This is a genomic window from Stenotrophomonas sp. TWI169 (genome assembly GCF_039674705.1).
Classification (GTDB): Bacteria; Pseudomonadota; Gammaproteobacteria; order Xanthomonadales; family Xanthomonadaceae; genus Stenotrophomonas; species Stenotrophomonas maltophilia_P.
Genome location: NZ_JBDJOB010000011.1, coordinates 61,306 through 77,246, shown reverse-complemented (window position 1 = coordinate 77,246; position 15,941 = coordinate 61,306). Strand labels below are relative to the sequence as shown.

Annotated in this window: 15 protein-coding genes; 9 read left to right on the top strand and 6 right to left on the bottom strand. The window is 64.1% G+C overall.

Annotation, left to right across the window (positions count from 1 at the left end):
• Positions 1–51: 51 nt before the first annotated feature.
• The 3 genes from ABE543_RS10585 to ABE543_RS10575 are packed head-to-tail and all read left to right on the top strand — an operon-like array spanning position 52 to position 3,249.
• Complete coding sequence (locus ABE543_RS10585; RefSeq protein ID WP_053516547.1) at positions 52–741, top strand: ABC transporter ATP-binding protein; 690 nt, start codon at positions 52–54, stop codon at positions 739–741.
• Between the two features lie 14 nt (positions 742–755).
• Positions 756–1,913, top strand: coding sequence for an ABC transporter permease (locus ABE543_RS10580; protein WP_053516548.1), 1,158 nt, complete (start codon positions 756–758; stop codon positions 1,911–1,913).
• 13 nt (positions 1,914–1,926) lie between these two features.
• Complete coding sequence (locus ABE543_RS10575; protein ID WP_346475666.1) at positions 1,927–3,249, top strand: ABC transporter permease; 1,323 nt, start codon at positions 1,927–1,929, stop codon at positions 3,247–3,249.
• A 72-nt stretch (positions 3,250–3,321) separates the two neighbouring features.
• On the opposite strand, the gene rarD is transcribed toward ABE543_RS10575, so the two are convergent.
• Positions 3,322–4,221 (bottom strand): EamA family transporter RarD, encoded by a 900-nt coding sequence (gene rarD / locus ABE543_RS10570; protein ID WP_053516550.1) that lies wholly within the window; start codon positions 4,219–4,221, stop codon positions 3,322–3,324.
• On the bottom strand, positions 4,218–5,123 hold the full coding sequence (gene yedA / locus ABE543_RS10565) for a drug/metabolite exporter YedA (RefSeq protein WP_111186490.1): 906 nt from the start codon (positions 5,121–5,123) through the stop codon (positions 4,218–4,220). Before yedA ends, rarD begins: the two co-directional genes overlap by 4 nt.
• Before the next feature lie 617 nt (positions 5,124–5,740).
• Here yedA and ABE543_RS10560 point away from each other — a divergent pair.
• From ABE543_RS10560 to ABE543_RS10535, 6 genes are all read left to right on the top strand, one after another.
• Positions 5,741–6,685 carry a HEAT repeat domain-containing protein gene (locus ABE543_RS10560; protein WP_346475665.1) on the top strand — a complete coding sequence of 315 codons (945 nt, stop codon included), beginning with the start codon at positions 5,741–5,743 and terminating at the stop codon, positions 6,683–6,685.
• An 8-nt stretch (positions 6,686–6,693) separates the two neighbouring features.
• Positions 6,694–7,620, top strand: a complete 927-nt coding sequence (locus ABE543_RS10555) for a transposase (RefSeq protein WP_197572369.1) — start codon at positions 6,694–6,696, stop codon at positions 7,618–7,620.
• Positions 7,607–8,323 carry an ABC transporter ATP-binding protein gene (locus ABE543_RS10550; protein ID WP_053516553.1) on the top strand — a complete coding sequence of 239 codons (717 nt, stop codon included), beginning with the start codon at positions 7,607–7,609 and terminating at the stop codon, positions 8,321–8,323. Before ABE543_RS10555 ends, ABE543_RS10550 begins: the two co-directional genes overlap by 14 nt.
• Complete coding sequence (locus ABE543_RS10545; protein ID WP_053516554.1) at positions 8,320–9,456, top strand: ABC transporter permease; 1,137 nt, start codon at positions 8,320–8,322, stop codon at positions 9,454–9,456. Before ABE543_RS10550 ends, ABE543_RS10545 begins: the two co-directional genes overlap by 4 nt.
• Positions 9,457–9,664: 208 nt before the next feature.
• On the top strand, positions 9,665–10,999 hold the full coding sequence (locus ABE543_RS10540) for an MFS transporter (protein ID WP_180876914.1): 1,335 nt from the start codon (positions 9,665–9,667) through the stop codon (positions 10,997–10,999).
• 13 nt (positions 11,000–11,012) lie between these two features.
• A complete protein-coding gene (locus ABE543_RS10535; RefSeq protein WP_346475664.1) occupies positions 11,013–11,363 on the top strand; it encodes a hypothetical protein in 351 nt (116 codons plus the stop codon).
• Positions 11,364–11,366: 3 nt separating this feature from the next.
• Here ABE543_RS10535 and ABE543_RS10530 read toward each other — a convergent pair whose 3' ends face one another.
• From ABE543_RS10530 to ABE543_RS10515, 4 genes are all read right to left on the bottom strand, one after another.
• A complete protein-coding gene (locus tag ABE543_RS10530) occupies positions 11,367–13,019 on the bottom strand; it encodes a M28 family metallopeptidase (protein WP_128987916.1) in 1,653 nt (550 codons plus the stop codon).
• Between the two features lie 81 nt (positions 13,020–13,100).
• Positions 13,101–14,033: an MBL fold metallo-hydrolase gene (locus ABE543_RS10525; protein WP_053520143.1), complete on the bottom strand. Its 933-nt coding sequence runs from the start codon at positions 14,031–14,033 to the stop codon at positions 13,101–13,103.
• 102 nt (positions 14,034–14,135) lie between these two features.
• A complete protein-coding gene (locus ABE543_RS10520; protein ID WP_053520144.1) occupies positions 14,136–14,426 on the bottom strand; it encodes a hypothetical protein in 291 nt (96 codons plus the stop codon).
• A 128-nt stretch (positions 14,427–14,554) separates the two neighbouring features.
• Complete coding sequence (locus tag ABE543_RS10515; protein ID WP_197572246.1) at positions 14,555–15,850, bottom strand: tryptophan--tRNA ligase; 1,296 nt, start codon at positions 15,848–15,850, stop codon at positions 14,555–14,557.
• Positions 15,851–15,941: the final 91 nt, after the last annotated feature.

Here is a 15,941-nt window from a genome sequence, read left to right as displayed (position 1 = left end):
GGCCGGCGGCCGGGGTGCGTCCCCGTTTCCCGCCTACGTGGAGAACCACCCATGTCGACCCTGGTTTCACTGCGCAACATCACCAAGACCTACCAGCGCGGCCCCGAGAAGGTGCAGGTGCTGCACGGCATCGACCTGGACATCGCCCGCGGCGACTTCGTCGCGTTGATGGGGCCGTCCGGTTCAGGCAAGACCACCCTGCTCAATCTGATCGGTGGCCTGGACAATCCCAGCGGCGGCGAGATCAGCATCGAAGGCGAGCGCATCGATCAGATGAGCGGTGGCCAGCTGTCGACCTGGCGCAGCCACCACGTTGGCTTCGTGTTCCAGTTCTACAACCTGATGCCGATGCTGACCGCGCAGAAGAACGTGGAACTGCCGCTGCTGCTGACCCATCTCAATGCCGCGCAGCGCCGCCGCAACGCCGAGATCGCGCTGACCCTGGTCGGCCTGGCCGACCGCCGCAACCATCGTCCCAACGAGCTGTCCGGCGGCCAGCAGCAGCGCGTGGCGATCGCCCGTGCGATCGTCTCCGACCCGACCTTCCTGATCTGCGACGAACCCACCGGCGATCTCGACCGCCAGTCCGCCGAGGAGATCCTGGGCCTGCTGCAGCAGCTCAACCGCGAACACGGCAAGACCATCATCATGGTCACCCATGACCCGAAGGCCGCCGAGTACGCCACGCACACGGTGCACCTGGACAAGGGCGAGCTGGCCGACGCGCCGCTGGCCCACTGACGGAGGCCACAGCGATGAAATACTTCTCTCTGGTCTGGGCGCAGCTGTTCCGCAGCCGCACCCGGACCCTGCTGACCCTGCTGTCGGTGGTGGCCGCGTTCCTGCTGTTCGGCATGCTCGACTCGGTGCGCGTGGCATTCACCTCCGGTGGCAGTGTGGAAGGGGCCAACCGCCTGGTGGTGGCCTCGCGCCTGTCGATCACCCAGTCGCTGCCGATCCGCCTGGAAACGCAGATCCGCCAGGTGGCGGGCGTGCGCGACGTGGCCTATGGCATGTGGTTCGGCGGCATCTACCAGGATCCGAAGAACTTCTTCCCGAACTTCTCGGTATCGCCCAACTACTTCGACGTCTACCGCGAGCTGCAGATCGACCCGGCGCAGCTGGAAGACTGGAAGAACACCCGCACCGGTGCGATCGTCGGCGAGACCCTGGCCAAGCAGTTCGGCTGGAAAGTCGGCGACACCATCCCGCTGCAGGCGACGATCTTCCCGCGCGGCGGCAGCAACGACTGGCCGCTGGAACTGAAGGGCATCTTCCGTTCCAAGGATCCGGCGCAGGCCTCCAACGAAGAGCGCCAGCTGATGATGAACTGGAAATACTTCGATGAGTCCAACGACTACATCAAGAACCAGGTCAGCTGGTACACGGTGACGCTCGACAACCCCGACCATTCTTCGCGGGTGGCACAGGCCATCGATGCGATTTCCGCCAACTCCGACCACGAAACCAAGACCCAGACCGAATCGGCGTTCCAGCAGGCCTTCGTCAAGCAGTTTGCCGACATCGGCATGATCGTCACCTCGATCATGGGCGCGGTGTTCTTCACCCTGCTGCTGCTGACCGGCAACACCATGGCGCAGGCCGTACGCGAGCGCGTGCCGGAGCTGGCCACGCTGAAGACACTGGGCTTCAAGGACAGCACGGTGCTGATACTGGTGATGATCGAATCGGTGCTGCTGATCGGTCTCGGTGGCCTGATCGGCATGGGCCTGGCGGCACTGATCCTGCCCGCCATCGGACCGAAGAGCATGGGCCTGCTGCCGCCGCACATCCCCACCCCGACCTGGCTGATGGGCTTGGGCCTGATCGTGGTGATCGGCGCGGTCGTCGGCCTGCTGCCGGCGCTGCGCGCCAAGCGCCTGAAGATCGTCGACGCACTGGCCGGCCGCTGAGGAGGACACCGACATGTTCAAGAACAAGCTCAAGAAGTGGTTCGGCAACACGGTGACCGTGCTGGCGCTGGCAATCGGCCTGGCGGTATGGATCGGCCTGCCGTGGGTGGGCGTGCTTGCCGTGGCGATGCTGGTCGGGCTGTGGCTGGCGCTGACCCGCAGCGGGCGGCTGGCCCTGGCCGCCACCCGCATCGGCATCGCCAGCCTGCCGCAGCGCTGGGGGGCGTCCTCGGTGATCGTGGTGGGCATCGCCGGCGTGGTCGGGGTGTTGGTGGCGATGCTGGCGATGGGCGAAGGCTTCCAGGCCACGCTCAGCAACACCGGCGATGACACCACCGCCATCGTGCTGCGCGGTGGTTCGCAGGCGGAAACCAATTCGGTCATCACCCGCGAGCAGGTACCGACCCTGTCCACCCTGCCCGGCATCAGCCGCGATGCGCAGGGACGGCCGCTGCTGTCGCCTGAACTCTCGCAGGTGGTCAACCTGGTCTCCAGGTCCGACGGTACCGACGTCAACGCGCAGTTCCGTGGCGTCGGGCCGCAGGCGTGGGCGGTGCATGACAAGGTCAAGATCATCGAAGGCCGCAAGTTCGCCACCGGCCTGCGCGAGATCGTGGTCGGCCAGGGCGCCAAGGGCCAGTTCCGCGACATGGAGGTCGGCAGGACGCTCACCCTGGGCAACCAGACCTGGACGGTGGTCGGTGTGTTCGCCACCGGTGATGCGCATGACTCCGAACTGTGGACCGACGCCGATACCCTGGCCACCACGTACCAGCGCAGTGCCTGGCAGTCGATCAGCGTGCGTACCGAGGGCAAGCCGGGCTTCGATCAGTTCAAGGCCGCCGTCGCCGCCGATCCGCGCCTGAAGCTGGACGTGGAAACCACCCGTGCGTACTACAGCAAGCAGGGCGGCGGCCTGACCAAGCTGATCGACATCCTCGGCAAGGTGATCGGTACGATCATGGCGGTGGGCGCGGTGTTCGGCGCGCTCAACACCATGTATGCCGCCGTGGCCACGCGTGCGCGCGAAATCGCCACCATGCGCGCGATTGGTTTCCGCGGACTGCCGGTGGTGACCGCGGTGATGCTGGAAACGATGCTGCTGGCCCTGCTCGGCGGCCTGCTGGGCTGCACGGTGGCGTGGCTGCTGTTCAACGGCTACAGCGTGTCCACCATCGGCAGCAACTTCAGCGCGGTGGTGTTCAAGTTCCACGTATCGCCGGAACTGCTGTGGACGGGACTGAAGTGGGCGCTGGGCATCGGTCTGGTCGGTGGCCTGTTCCCGGCGCTGCGCGCCGCCCGCCTGCCGATCACCACGGCACTGCGCGAAACCTGATGCGTGCGCCGCCAGCGGAGGCGGCGCGGACGCGGGACGGGGCCGGTGCTCCGTCCCGCGTTGCTTTCCGGCTCAGCGCTTTGCCGCCCGCATCGTGCGCAGGTTGTCACCGATGAACAGCAGCAGCCCGGCCCAGATCGCTGCGAAACCGACGGCCTTGGCCATGTCGAACGATTCGTGGAAGAAGAACACGCCGAGCAGCAGCTGCAGGCTCGGTGCGATGTACTGCAGGATGCCCACCAGCGACAGCGCGATGCGCTTCACACCGTAGGCGAAACCGATCAGCGGCACGGCGGTGACCACGCCGCCAAAGATCAGCAGCAGATCGTTGCGCAGGCCCCAGCCGCTGAAGAATCCGCCACCGTGGCCATTCTCGGCCCAGACCGCGAACGCCAGCGCAGGCAGGAACAGATACAGGCTTTCCACGCCCAGCCCGGCTACGGGATCGACCGAGACCAGCTTGCGCAGCAGGCCGTACAGGCCGAACGAACAGGCCAGGCCCAGCGCGATCCACGGCGGCGTGCCAGCGTCGAGAGTCAGCCAGGCCACGCCCACCGCCGCCATGCCCACCGCCACCCACTGCAGCCGGCGCAGGCGTTCCTTCAGCACCAGCACCCCCAGCAGCACGTTCACCAGCGGGTTGATGAAGTAGCCCAGGCTGGTCTCGATCACGTGGCCGGCATTGACGGCCCAGATGTACAGGCCCCAATTGAACGCGATGGTCAGGCTCGACACCGCCAGGATCGGCAGCGCGCGCGGCTGGGCGGCGATCTTGCGCCACCAGCCCAGTTTCGCACTGAGCAGCAGCCAGGCCACCACCAGCACCGTGCTCCAGATGATGCGATGGGCGATGATCTGGAACGACGGCACTTCATTGAGCAGGTGCCAGTACACCGGCACCAGCCCCCACAGCACGAAGGTGGATGCGGTGACCAGCAGGCCCCGGCGTTGTTCTGTCTCGTCGATGCTCATCGCTTGCGCGTCCTTGCCATTGTCAGTACCACCACGCCCAGCAGAATCACCACCATCGCCAGCACGTCGCGCCAGCCGAAGCGTTCGCTGTTGAGAGCTGCGCCCAGCAGCACCGCGATCACCGGGTTGACGTAGGCGTAGCTGCCGGCCAGCGCCGGGCGTACGTTCTGCAGCAGCCACACGTAGGCCGTGAACGCGACGATCGAGCCGAACACGCACAGATAGGCCATGGCCAGCAGGCCACCGGTATCGGGCAGCGTGGTGGGCCGCTCACCCACCGCCAGCCCGATCAGCACCAGCAGCACGCCGCCGCAGATCATCTGCCCGGCGGCCGTCATGAACGGGCCAGGCAGGTCCAGGCCGCGCGCCCACACCGAGCCGAAGGCCCAGCCGATCGGTGCGATCAGCAGCAGCACCAGCCCGGTGGGCGTCGCCGTCAGGCTGCTGCCCGCATTCAGCCAGACAACGCCGAGGAAGCCGATGGCGATGCCCAGCCATTCGCCACGGCTGGCGTGCTGGCCGCGCAGCGCCGAGAACAGCGCCATCCACAGGGGCACCGATGCCACCGCCGTGGCCGCCAGGCCGGACGACACATCGCGTTCGGCCAGCACCACCATGCCGTTGCCCAGCACCAGCATGGTCACCCCCATGAGCACCAGGTTGCGCCACTGCCGCAACGTCGGCTTCGGCATTTTCCAGAACAGGCGCAGCGCCAGGTACATCAGGCCCCCGGCGATGATGAAGCGGCTGCCAGAAACCATCGTCAGCGGCAGCGCACCGCCGTGCAGGGCCTTGGCGATACCGAGATAGGTCGAGCCCCAGACCACGTAGACCAGCAGCAGCGCCAACACGACAAGGCCGCCCCGGGGGGCAGCCGCAGACGGAACAGGGGGAGCCGACATGACGCACCAAGGGACCGGGGGAAGGCGGATTCTAGGACGTTCCCCTGACGGAAATCACCCCGGATTTCGACAAGCTGATTTTCACCTACAGAGCGGGCGGGTATCCCCTCACCGTGTCGTTGGCGGAATCTGAGCAACAGGCGCTCTATGGCAGCCCTGATTCGACGTTCTCTGACGTCTGCGGACAGAGCTGATCAATGTGAGACGCACGTCGGTAAATGTCACGCCTCGGTGGCGCACAAACTGCCCTGCCCGCAACGTTGCGGGCAGACCGAACCCAATTCTGGAGAAGCTGGATGTTGAAACCACCGCCCCTGACGCAACCCGTCGCCTTGGCTGGAGTACCCCACCTCTGTTCCCCGTTGGAGCCCATCACGATTGCGGTTGCGGTTGTGATTGCTGTTCTTCCTGTGTGAGACCTAGCTGATGAAACTCAAATCTCTGCCGAATCAGACCAGAACCGTCGGGATGTATGGTTCTTGCGCCCTCATCGAAACGACAGGCCCTGCATGCGCCGGGGTTGGCATTGTCGTTGGAATTCTCGTCAACCGAGGCATTCACCCGAGGTGAATAACCACGTGGGCCAGGGACCACTGGCCCACAACAAGGAAGAATGGATGGAACGCGCCGACCTGATGCTGGAACTTGCCGACAGTCCCACAGAACTGCACCGACTGATCTCTCTGCATGCCAGCCGTACGCCTCTCAACACCGTGTTGGAAGAGTCCGGCATCCTGGCCCGTGTACGAACTTATTCGTCTCGACTCCAAGACCGCGGTGATGCAGCCGTGAATGAGCGGAACATGCTTTCCATCTGTGAGCAGTTCAGTCCGGACATATTGCAGACCTACCTTCTGGACGAATGTAGACTCCACGCAGAATGTGCTCTCTACGTGAGCCCTGGAAAATTCTTCACCAAGACCCCGCTGCATGGGATGGTTCTCTACAAGGACGATGCAGTCCAGGTTCATTACATGCAGGTCCTCCATTCAGAGCCAAGGCCGGCAACTGGGCTGGAAACAGGCATCACAGTAAACGGTGCGGATTCACTGATCCTGTTTGTCAAAGCCAAAGAATGCCAGTATCGGGTATTCGATGTTGAAACCGAAAGCGGCACATCTCCCACTCTGAGCGAGCCCATCTTCCGATCGGCAAGTTCCAGCGAACATATTTTTCTCAAGGGTGGAAGACGAGGCATGCACTTGCTACCGCAGCCGCACGCGCTGACGATGATCGTGTGCCTTTCGAACCTTCCGAGAACCGACGCAACGCAGCACTTTTCGCTGAAATCGGGCTCGCTTGTCGGCCTCAGCGCTGCCAATGTCGAAGACTCCCGCCTCCAAGTCCTGACCACAGCCCTTGCCAGCATTCCTGGAACAGGGAATGTCGAAGCGCTGATCAAAATCTCACACCATTCCGCCAGCTTTGTTCGCTGGTCTGCTCTCCGTGCGCTTTCCTCCGTGGATGCGGACGCTGCCCTTAAACGCCTGACAGAAATGAAAGAGCAGGACGAAGACGCTGAGATCCGCTGTCTCGCCGCGGAATGCCTTGCCGAAGGATGAATCCAAACATGCCGATTCGCGTAAATGACACGAATTCAACCGCCATCAATCTCAGCGATCTGGTCGAGCATCTGCAACAGGAGCCCTTCGATCCGCGCGACCATGCGTCTATGCTCGACGTCGCGCCGATGCTCAAGCGTCTGAGCAACAATCGCACCTTCCTGTCCGACTTGATCTGCGAAGAACTAAAGGACAATCGCAACATCCAGGCCGGAAATGACTATACGCCACAGGTCTTCATGCTGCATCCGCCACAGCGGGCAGGCCAGAATTACTTCATTCGCGCCTGCTTCTGGCCTGGGTCGCAGGACGACATTCTTTCAGCCAGCGGCGACGGGGCGTTCTTCTATGGCGTGCCACATGACCACAATTTCAATTTTCTGACTGTTGGCTATCAGGGCCCAGGTTACGGAAGTGATTACTTCGAGTACGACTACTCAAGTGTCACAGGCATCCCGGGAGAGAAGGTCGATCTTGTCCACACTGAATCCAGCAGCCTCGCCGAAGGAGAGATTCTCCTGTACCGGGCGTTTACCGATGTCCACAGACAGATTCCTCCGGAGCGCTTCTCCATAAGCGTCAACATCATGGAGCACTCGCTACGCAGCGTAACAATGAATCAGTATGAGTTCTCACCTGAAGCGACAACGATCTCCAGCGTCATCAACAGGTCCAGTGCCTCGACCATGTTCATGATTGCCGCTGGATCTTCAGATGGACAAGCTCCAGAAATTCTCATGGACATTTTCAGAAGTCATCCGATGGAGCGAGTGCGAATGGCGGCCCTGGAGGCTCTGATTGCCCACAGCCAATCGGCGCAAGACGCCTTGAATCTGACTGGCCTCGTAAGAAGGTGCTCGAGCAGCTTCATGCGGGGAAGAGCACGACAGATTGCTTCAAGAATTGAAGAAGGAGCCCTCCATGTTGACGGCTAACCGGATATGCATGAGCTACGGCCAAAGGACGATACTGAGCAATGTGGACTTGCAGGTCTCCCCTGGCGATGTTGTTGGCATCATCGGTGTGAACGGCGCGGGAAAGACGACACTGTTCCGGATACTCTGTAACTTGATACCTCCCGACTCCGGAGAGGTCCTGTTCACTGCGAACTCGGCATCCCGTCCACTCTCACACTCCGACATCGGTTATCTCCCAGAGTCCAGAAGCCTCTTCAGCGAAGTAACCGTGGACAGAACCATCAGATTCTGGGCTCGACTCAGGGGATTGGACAGTGCCGGTGCAACGCATGCGTGCCGGCTGTGGTTGGACAGAGTCGGACTGCTTGATCGGGCCCCGCATCGGGTCTCCAGCCTTTCCAAGGGAAATCTGCAGAAGCTTCAGTTAGCAGCCTGCATGTTGCACGAGCCGCGAATTCTGATTCTGGATGAGCCTTTCTCAGGTCTGGATCCTGCCAACCAGATTGCCGTTGCGAATCTGATAGTACAGGCTGCGTCAGAGGGCACGGGCGTCGTGCTGTCCGCTCATCACCTCGATCTCCTCGAACGCATCGCGACGCGTGTGTTCATTCTTGAGAATCAGCATTTGAAAGCGGTGCAGAGTGGCCCGTCAGGTGGTCAGCTTCATCGCCAGTTCTTCGCAGCCTCAGCTTTGCCTCAATGCGCGAAGGCGGGCAAATGAGTATGCGGCGCTTCGCAGCGGTCACTCTGTTTGAGTTCCGACGACACCTTGACGTGCGCGGCGAGCTCGTAGGGCTTCTTCTCCTCGTGGTGATTGCGCTATTGAAGCTGGTGAGTGATTCAATAGTCACGAGAGAAGCATCATCCACGGTAACGCTGCTTGCAGAGGGTACCTCGTTGGCTGGCCTGCGCGAGGGGCGCTTCGCATTTGCTGATCAGATGCCGCAGGGTATCGCCCATCGTCACCCGGTTCTGAACAAGGATGAGAGCGGATATACGTTGCACGTCGCGCGGCCTCCCAGCTGGCTCGACGAGCTCAGCATCACGCTTGGCGTGCTTCAGCGCCGGCATGAACTGGCGTCACTCGGGGTCACGGCGATTGAGCTGCAGGCCATCGATAGCAGGCCGCCTATTCGGGTAGTGGGTTTCGACGGCCACCCTCTTCGACAGCAGGGGCCCTTGGCTGCGCTTTCGATTGCGCTCGTGGTGCTGACAACACTCTCCATTCTGGGATGCCTGGGCATGCTCTTCAACGGACTCCTCGGCGAGCGCTTCGGCCATGCTACAGAGATGATTCTAAGTGCAGTCCCTGCATGCTTCTGGCTTGACTGCAAGGTGACGTCCTCAATTCTTCATGGCCTGAAAACCATTGCTGTATATGGCACTTACTCACTCGTCGGCTGGATTCTGTTTCAGGGATCGCTTGGGGATCAGATCCTGCCGACAGCCGGTTTTGCTGCGTTCCTGGCTAGCCTGTTCGCGTTCTGCCTGCTGGGCCTGACGCTATGGAACTGGTTCTTCGCGGCCTGTGCTGCAGTCATCCGAAGTCCTCATTCAGCTTTTCGGAACAGTCTGGCGGCCTTTCCCCTGACGATGATCATCATCGGCCTTGGCGGAATGCGCGCCCCGGAAGGCGGCTTCATGCAGCTGCTATCGCACATCCCTTTCACGTCAATGGCAGCCATGCCGGTGCGCATGCTCTACGTCGACGTACCCACGTGGGAGCTCCTGCTGTCTCTGGGTTGGCTGGCGGTCAGCGCGCTGACTCTACGCTTCTGCGCTGAAAGATCATTTCAGAAGGCGATTGTTGCGCCTGCTGAAACAATTTCTTCTCCGGCTGCCCCGGTTCGGTAAGAATGGGACCTGGGGTCAAGGCCGTGGTCATAGGACGTTTGGGTTATGGTCGATCGGCCCTACCTCTTGGCATCCTATTGGGTCCCGTCTGCTCCGCTATCCGGCGTTGACGTGGGAGGCATTTCCCAGGAGTCTGGTCGGCACGCCTCGCGCCCTGACACCGGTCTTTCCGCGCACGGACGCTATCGCATCGAGGATCCCCGCCCAGATGAGCACCACGCCCCACCCTGCTGTTCCCGCGAACGACGGCGCCGCATTGCGCCGCTCGATCTCCAATACCCTCAAAGGCTCCGCCGGCAACCTGGTGGAGTGGTATGACGTCTACGTGTACTCGGTGTTCGCCGTGTACTTCGAGTCGCAGTTCTTCTCGCCGGAAGACAAGAACTCCACGATGTACGTCTGGGCGATCTTCGCCGCGACCTTCCTGATGCGCCCGATCGGTGCCTGGTTCTTCGGCCGCTTCGCCGACCGCCATGGCCGTCGCCTGGCCCTGACCGTATCGGTCACGCTGATGGCGTTCTGCTCCTTCATCATCGCCATCACCCCCACTGCCGCCAGCATCGGCATCTGGGCGGCGATCATCCTGCTGTTCGCGCGCCTGCTGCAGGGCTTCGCCACCGGTGGCGAGTACGGCGCGAGCGCCACCTACATGTCCGAGGCCGCCATTCCGGGCCGTCGTGGCTTCCTGTCCTCCTTCCACTACGTCACCCTGGTCGGCGGCCATGTGCTGGCCCAGCTGACCCTGTTCCTGATGCTGAACTTCTGGGGCAAGCCGGAGATCTCCGAGTTCGGCTGGCGCATCGCCTTCGGCATCGGTGGCATCGCCGCGGTCGTGGTGTTCTGGCTGCGCCGTGGCATGGATGAGTCGCTGGAAGAATCCTCGATCGAGGCCGCGCGCGAAGGCAAGGCCAAGAAATCCGGTTCGATGTACGAACTGTTCGTGCACCAGTGGCGCCCGCTGCTGCTGTGCTTCCTGATCACCGCCGGCGGCACCATTGCCTTCTACACCTACTCGGTGAACGGCCCGAAGATGATCCAGAGCGCCTTCGCAGGCGACGACCCGATGACCGGCACCCTGATCAACCTGGGCGTGCTGGCCTTCCTGATGGTGCTGCAGCCGGTCGGCGGCTGGCTGTCGGACATCATCGGGCGCAAGAGCCTGCTGGTGTTCTTCGGCGTGGGCGGCGTGCTGTACAGCTGGTACCTGATCACGCAGCTGCCGCACCAGCACGATGCCACCCTCGCCTTCCTCACCCTGGCGCTGGGCTTCGTCATCCTCACCGGCTACACCTCGATCAACGCCGTGGTGAAGGCCGAACTGTTCCCGACACACGTTCGGGCACTGGGCGTGGGCCTGGGCTACGCGCTGGCCAACTCGCTGTTCGGCGGTACGGCCCCGCTGCTGTACCAGGGCGCGCTGAAGACCGGCCACGTGGACTGGTTCGCCATCTATGTCACTGCCACCATCGCGGTATCGTTGGTGGTCTATGTGTTCTTCCTCACCAACAAGGGCCCGAACTGGCTCGACGGCACCCGCAAGTAAGGATGCCGTGCTGATGGCAGCCACCGGTGCAATGCCGGTGGCTGCCGCATCTCCCGCCACGCCCCTGATGTGGGCCGCCCTGCTGCTGGCGGTGGCAACCACGCTGGCCTGGCTGCTGCGACGCCCGGGCGCGCAGGCGCGCTGGCCACGCACCGGCTTCGGCATCGCCCTTCTGGTTTTCGCCACCGCGCTGGCAGTGCAGCTGGCAGTGGACCTGGGCAGCGGTCACAGCTCGCTGCGGATGAACCTGCTCGGCCGCTTCAGCAGCCTGCGCACGGTCAGCCTCGGCACCATGATCACCTGCTACCTGGCGGCATTGGCCGCCAGTGCATGGGGTGCCTGGACGCTGCTGCGCAGGCGCTAGCCGTCAGCGGCGTGCCGCCTCGCTCTTGTCGCGGGCAGCGCGGAACTCGGAGTCCTTCTCCCAGGTCGGCCAGCGCCGGCTGTTGGCCAGCTCCGCGCCCAGGTCGTAGACCAGCAGCGTATCGGCGGCATGACCGCTGGGATCCCAGCCCGGCGTCCACGCGTCGCAGGCCTGGTGATAGCAGTCGGCGAAGTACTTCTCGCGCAGCGCGCGCCCTGCTTCCACGCCTCCGTCCAGCTTGTCCAGGCCCGGGCCGATGGTGATCGCCGGTACACCCAGCCGGGCGAAGGCGAAATGGTCGGCGCGGTAGAAGAAACCGGCCTCCAGGTTGGGGTCCGGGCTGTAGCTGCGGCCGCGTGCCTTGGCCACCCGCTCCAGGTCGCCTTCCAGCGATACCCGGCCCTTGCCCCACGAAGCGATGTCACGGGTCGGCCCGTCCGGGCTGAACATCTCGATGTTCAGTACGGCAGCGGTCTTGTCCAGCGGCGCCAGCGGATGCGCAGCGTAGTAGCTGGCCCCCAGCAATCCCTTTTCTTCAGCCGTCAGCGCCACGAAGTAGAGCGTGCGCTGCGGCTGCGGGCCGGCCGCGAACACCCGGCCCAGTTCCAGCACGGTGGCCACGCCGGTGGCGTTGTCGATGGCGCCACGGCGCACGCGGTCGCCCTTCGCATCGGGCTGGCCGATGCCGAAAGCGTCCCAGTGCGCCGAGAAGATCACCGCTTCATCGCCGTGCTCGCCGCCCGGCAGCTTGGCCACGACGTTGCGGGTCACCACCTGCTCGCGCTTGAGGGCGAAATCGACGCTCAGCCGCGCGTTGTCCAGGGCCACCGGACGGAAGTCGGCACGCATCGCCTTGCGCTTCTCCGCCTCGAAATCGAGGCCGGCGTCGGCGAAGATCGCCTCGGCCAGCTCGCGCTGCATCCAGCCGCGCAGCGGTGTGTGCTGGGCCATTGCCTCGGCCTGGCTGCGCTCGATATCGAACAACGGCGAGGTACCCGAGCTCTTCACCGTCGCCCAGCCATAGGCCGCAGGTGCGGTCTCGTGCACGATCAGCACACCTTCGGCACCGCGGCGCGCAGCCTCCTCGAACTTGTAGGTCCAGCGGCCGTAGTAGGTCACTGCCTTGCCATCGAACGCGCCGGGAGCGTCGGCCTCGAAATCGGCATCATTGATCAGCACCACGGCAATCTTGCCGTGCAGATCAATGTCCTTGTAGTCGTTCCAATGGCGTTCCGGTGCGTCGATGCCATAGCCCACGAACACCAGCGGTGCATCCTTGATCTGCACCCGGGCGCGCGGCTGCAGGCTCTGCAGGGTCACATCCACGCCATTGACCAGGGCGCGGCGGCCCTGCTTCAACGCCAGGCTGGCCGTGGCCGCCCCCTCCAGCTGCGCACGCACCAGCGGCACCGGCTGCACCCAGCTGCCGTCCACGCCGCCGGGTTGCAGGCCATAGCTGCGGAACTGCTCGATCAGGTACTGCACGGTGCGCTCTTCGCCTTCGCTGGCCGGAGCGCGGCCCTCGAATTCGTCCGACGCCAGTACACGCACGTGGCGCGACAGCGCCTGCGGGTCGATACCGCCGCCGGGAAGGTCATTGGCCGCCTGGGCCAGGCCACCCACGAACAGGCAGGACGACAGCAGCAACACGCGCATCGGGTTCACGGCAATACCACGGCAGGATGGGAAGTCATCAGAGTGTAACGTGACAGCAGTGCCGGCCGCAGTCCCGCTCCGTCAGCGGCGCTCTCGATCCAGCCAGCAGGCCAGGCCCTGCGCGTTGAGCTCGATGTCCATGGCCAGCACGGCCACCACCGCTGCGTCATCCAGCACACAGCCATGCTGCTGCGCGCGCTCCAGGTACAGGGCCTGCAGCGCCGCCAGCAGGCAGCGATGGCGGTCGGGCCGCTCGTCGCACTGGCGGCCGATCGCCGCCATCGCATCGATCTGCTCGAACAGGTCGCCGGCCAGCCGCTGCACCTGCTCCACGCGGCCATAGTGGGTGAGGTACATCGACTGCGGATCGTAGTCGAGCATGCGCTGGATCGACGCCTTCATCGCTTCGGGATCGAACTGCACGGGCGAAGAGGTCGGAAAGATGAAGGCGCCCTGCGCGCTGTCCAGTTCGCGGTAGGAGATACCGAAGGTATCGCCGGTGAACCAGCTGCGGCTGCGCGCATCCCATACGCAGTAGTGATGCAGTGCGTGGCCGGGCGTATGCAGCAGGAGCAGTTCGCGTCCGGCAAGATCGAGGCGATGGCCATCCTCGGCCACCACGACGCGGTGCTCGGGAATCGCCTCGATGCGGCCATAGCTGCGTGCGATCTCCTCCGCGCCGTAGACCGCGGTGGCGCCTGCGATCAGCCGGGTCGGATCGATCATGTGCGGCGCACCGCGCGGATGCAGCACGGCCCGGGCATTGGGCAGCTGCTGCATCAACAGGCCCGCACCGCCGGCATGGTCCAGATGCACATGGGTCAGCAGAAGCCAGTCCACCGCGTCGGGCTGAAGGCCGGCATCGGACAGCGCCCGCAGCATCGCCGGCACGGACAGGCCGGTGCCACAGTCCACGAAGGCGCCCCGCCCGTTCTCGACGATCAGGTAGGCGGCATCGAAGTCGGGACGTTGGAAGCCGGTATCGATGGTGTGGATGCTGGGGTCGGCGATCATCGGCACGCACCTGGCGGAATCGGAATCAGGCGTCCATGGTAGGCGTGCAGGCAGGACCGGTTCGATGCAGCTTTGGTCGGAGGCACGCGCTCTGCCCCGGGACTACAACCATCGCGGTCGCAGCAGCAGTGCCAGCACCAGCACCGCCAGGAAAGCGCCGTAGGCATAGAGCACCGCCAGCACCTGCGGCCAGATCGGCCCCGCGTCGGTCTGCACCAGGCCCAGGTGGTGGCCCCACAGCATCGCCACGATGCTCAGAACAAAGGCCAGCAACAGCACCAGGCCATCGAACAGGCGCCGCCGCGTTGTGCGCGGCTGGCGCGGGAACAGCCAGTACAGGCTGCCCAGCACGACGAACCAGGGCAGGAAAAGCAGCAGCGACAACCACGCCATCGCAGACTCCTTTCATAGCGCCGGGCCCGATGCCCGGCTCCACATCCATCGGTAGCGCCGGGCCATGCCCGGCGGGGTGCATCAGGTAGCGCCGCCGGGCATGGGCCCGGCGTTACAGCACCCTCCGCTCAGGCATCTTCGCGCAGCACCGCCAGTGCCGCCAGGACCGCGTCAACCTCCGCCTCCAGCTTGAACAGCTCGCTCTGCAGCGCATCACCCTGCTCGGCCTGCTTGATCACGGCGATCAGCTGGCCGGCATCGCGCGGCGAATCAAAACCAATGCTCTGCATCAGCAGCGTGCCGTCGCCGGCGGTCAGCTTGAAGTAGAAGCGACCATCCTTCTCGCGGTACTGCTTGAACTGCGGCGGCGCCACGCGGGCAGCGCCGGCATCCTCGCTGGCGATGTCGCCGGCGGTGGACAGGTCGCGCAACCCCACGGCGTGCCGCAGCTCATCCAGCAGCGGCATCGCGAACGTCTCGCGCAGCTGCTGGCCACGGCGCTTCAGCAGCGCCTCGATCTTTTCCGGCTCGGCCATCAGCGCGTTGTAACGCTCGCGCAACGGTGACAGCTCACCGTCGATGCGCTCGAACAACTGCTGCTTGGCATCGCCCCAGCTGATGCCCTCGGCGAATGCCCGGGCGAAAGCAGCGGTCTGCTCCGGCGTGGCGAAGGCCTGGTACATCTGGAACAGCGCCGAGCCCTCGGTGTCCTTGGGCTCACCCGGTGCGCGCGAATCGGTCAGGATCGAGAACACCAGCTTCTTCAGCTCCTCGCGCGGCGCGAACAGCGGAATGGTGTTGTGGTAGCTCTTGCTCATCTTGCGGCCGTCGAGGCCGGCCAGCGTGGCCACCTGCTCATCGATCACCACCTCCGGCAGCGGGAAGTATTCCCTGCCGTAGACGTGATTGAAGCGCTGGGCGAAGTCGCGGGCCATCTCGATGTGCTGGATCTGGTCACGACCGACCGGCACCTGGTTGGCCTTGAAGATCAGGATGTCGGCAGCCATCAGCACCGGGTACATGAACAGCCCGGCGCTGACGCCGGCATCCTCGTCCAGGCCTTCCTCGCGGTTCTTGTCCACCGCTGCCTTGTAGGCATGGGCACGATTGAGGATGCCCTTGCTGGCGATCGCGGTCAGGAACCACATCAGTTCGGTGGTTTCGCGGATGTCGCTCTGGCGGTAGAACCAGACGTGTTCCGGATCCAGGCCGCAGGCCAGCCAGCTGGCTGCGATCTCCAGGGTCGCGCGCTGGGTGCGCTGCGGATCCTGCGCCTTGATCAGGCTGTGCAGGTCGGCCAGGAAGAAGAAGCTCTCGATCCCCGGGGTGCGGCTGGCCGCGATGGCCGGACGGATGGCGCCAACGTAGTTGCCCAGATGGGGGGTGCCGGAGGGGGTGATGCCGGTAAGGACTCGGGTCGTCATGACTGCGTGGGGAAACCTTCGATGAACGGAACCAGTTTACCGTGCCCACGGCCAACCCCGTCAGGGCCTGCGGGTCGTTCATTCACCCGAG

Coding starts and splice junctions, on each gene's coding strand:
- ABE543_RS10525 (WP_053520143.1), bottom strand. CDS start 14,033: ATGATCGCCGACCCCAGCATCCACACCATCGATACCGGCTTCCAACGT.
- ABE543_RS10575 (WP_346475666.1), top strand. CDS start 1,927: ATGTTCAAGAACAAGCTCAAGAAGTGGTTCGGCAACACGGTGACCGTG.
- ABE543_RS10540 (WP_180876914.1), top strand. CDS start 9,665: ATGAGCACCACGCCCCACCCTGCTGTTCCCGCGAACGACGGCGCCGCA.
- ABE543_RS10580 (WP_053516548.1), top strand. CDS start 756: ATGAAATACTTCTCTCTGGTCTGGGCGCAGCTGTTCCGCAGCCGCACC.
- ABE543_RS10530 (WP_128987916.1), bottom strand. CDS start 13,019: ATGCGCGTGTTGCTGCTGTCGTCCTGCCTGTTCGTGGGTGGCCTGGCC.
- ABE543_RS10585 (WP_053516547.1), top strand. CDS start 52: ATGTCGACCCTGGTTTCACTGCGCAACATCACCAAGACCTACCAGCGC.
- ABE543_RS10535 (WP_346475664.1), top strand. CDS start 11,013: ATGGCAGCCACCGGTGCAATGCCGGTGGCTGCCGCATCTCCCGCCACG.
- ABE543_RS10550 (WP_053516553.1), top strand. CDS start 7,607: ATGTTGACGGCTAACCGGATATGCATGAGCTACGGCCAAAGGACGATA.
- yedA (WP_111186490.1), bottom strand. CDS start 5,123: ATGTCGGCTCCCCCTGTTCCGTCTGCGGCTGCCCCCCGGGGCGGCCTT.
- ABE543_RS10520 (WP_053520144.1), bottom strand. CDS start 14,426: ATGGCGTGGTTGTCGCTGCTGCTTTTCCTGCCCTGGTTCGTCGTGCTG.
- rarD (WP_053516550.1), bottom strand. CDS start 4,221: ATGAGCATCGACGAGACAGAACAACGCCGGGGCCTGCTGGTCACCGCA.
- ABE543_RS10515 (WP_197572246.1), bottom strand. CDS start 15,850: ATGACGACCCGAGTCCTTACCGGCATCACCCCCTCCGGCACCCCCCAT.
- ABE543_RS10555 (WP_197572369.1), top strand. CDS start 6,694: ATGCCGATTCGCGTAAATGACACGAATTCAACCGCCATCAATCTCAGC.
- ABE543_RS10560 (WP_346475665.1), top strand. CDS start 5,741: ATGGAACGCGCCGACCTGATGCTGGAACTTGCCGACAGTCCCACAGAA.
- ABE543_RS10545 (WP_053516554.1), top strand. CDS start 8,320: ATGAGTATGCGGCGCTTCGCAGCGGTCACTCTGTTTGAGTTCCGACGA.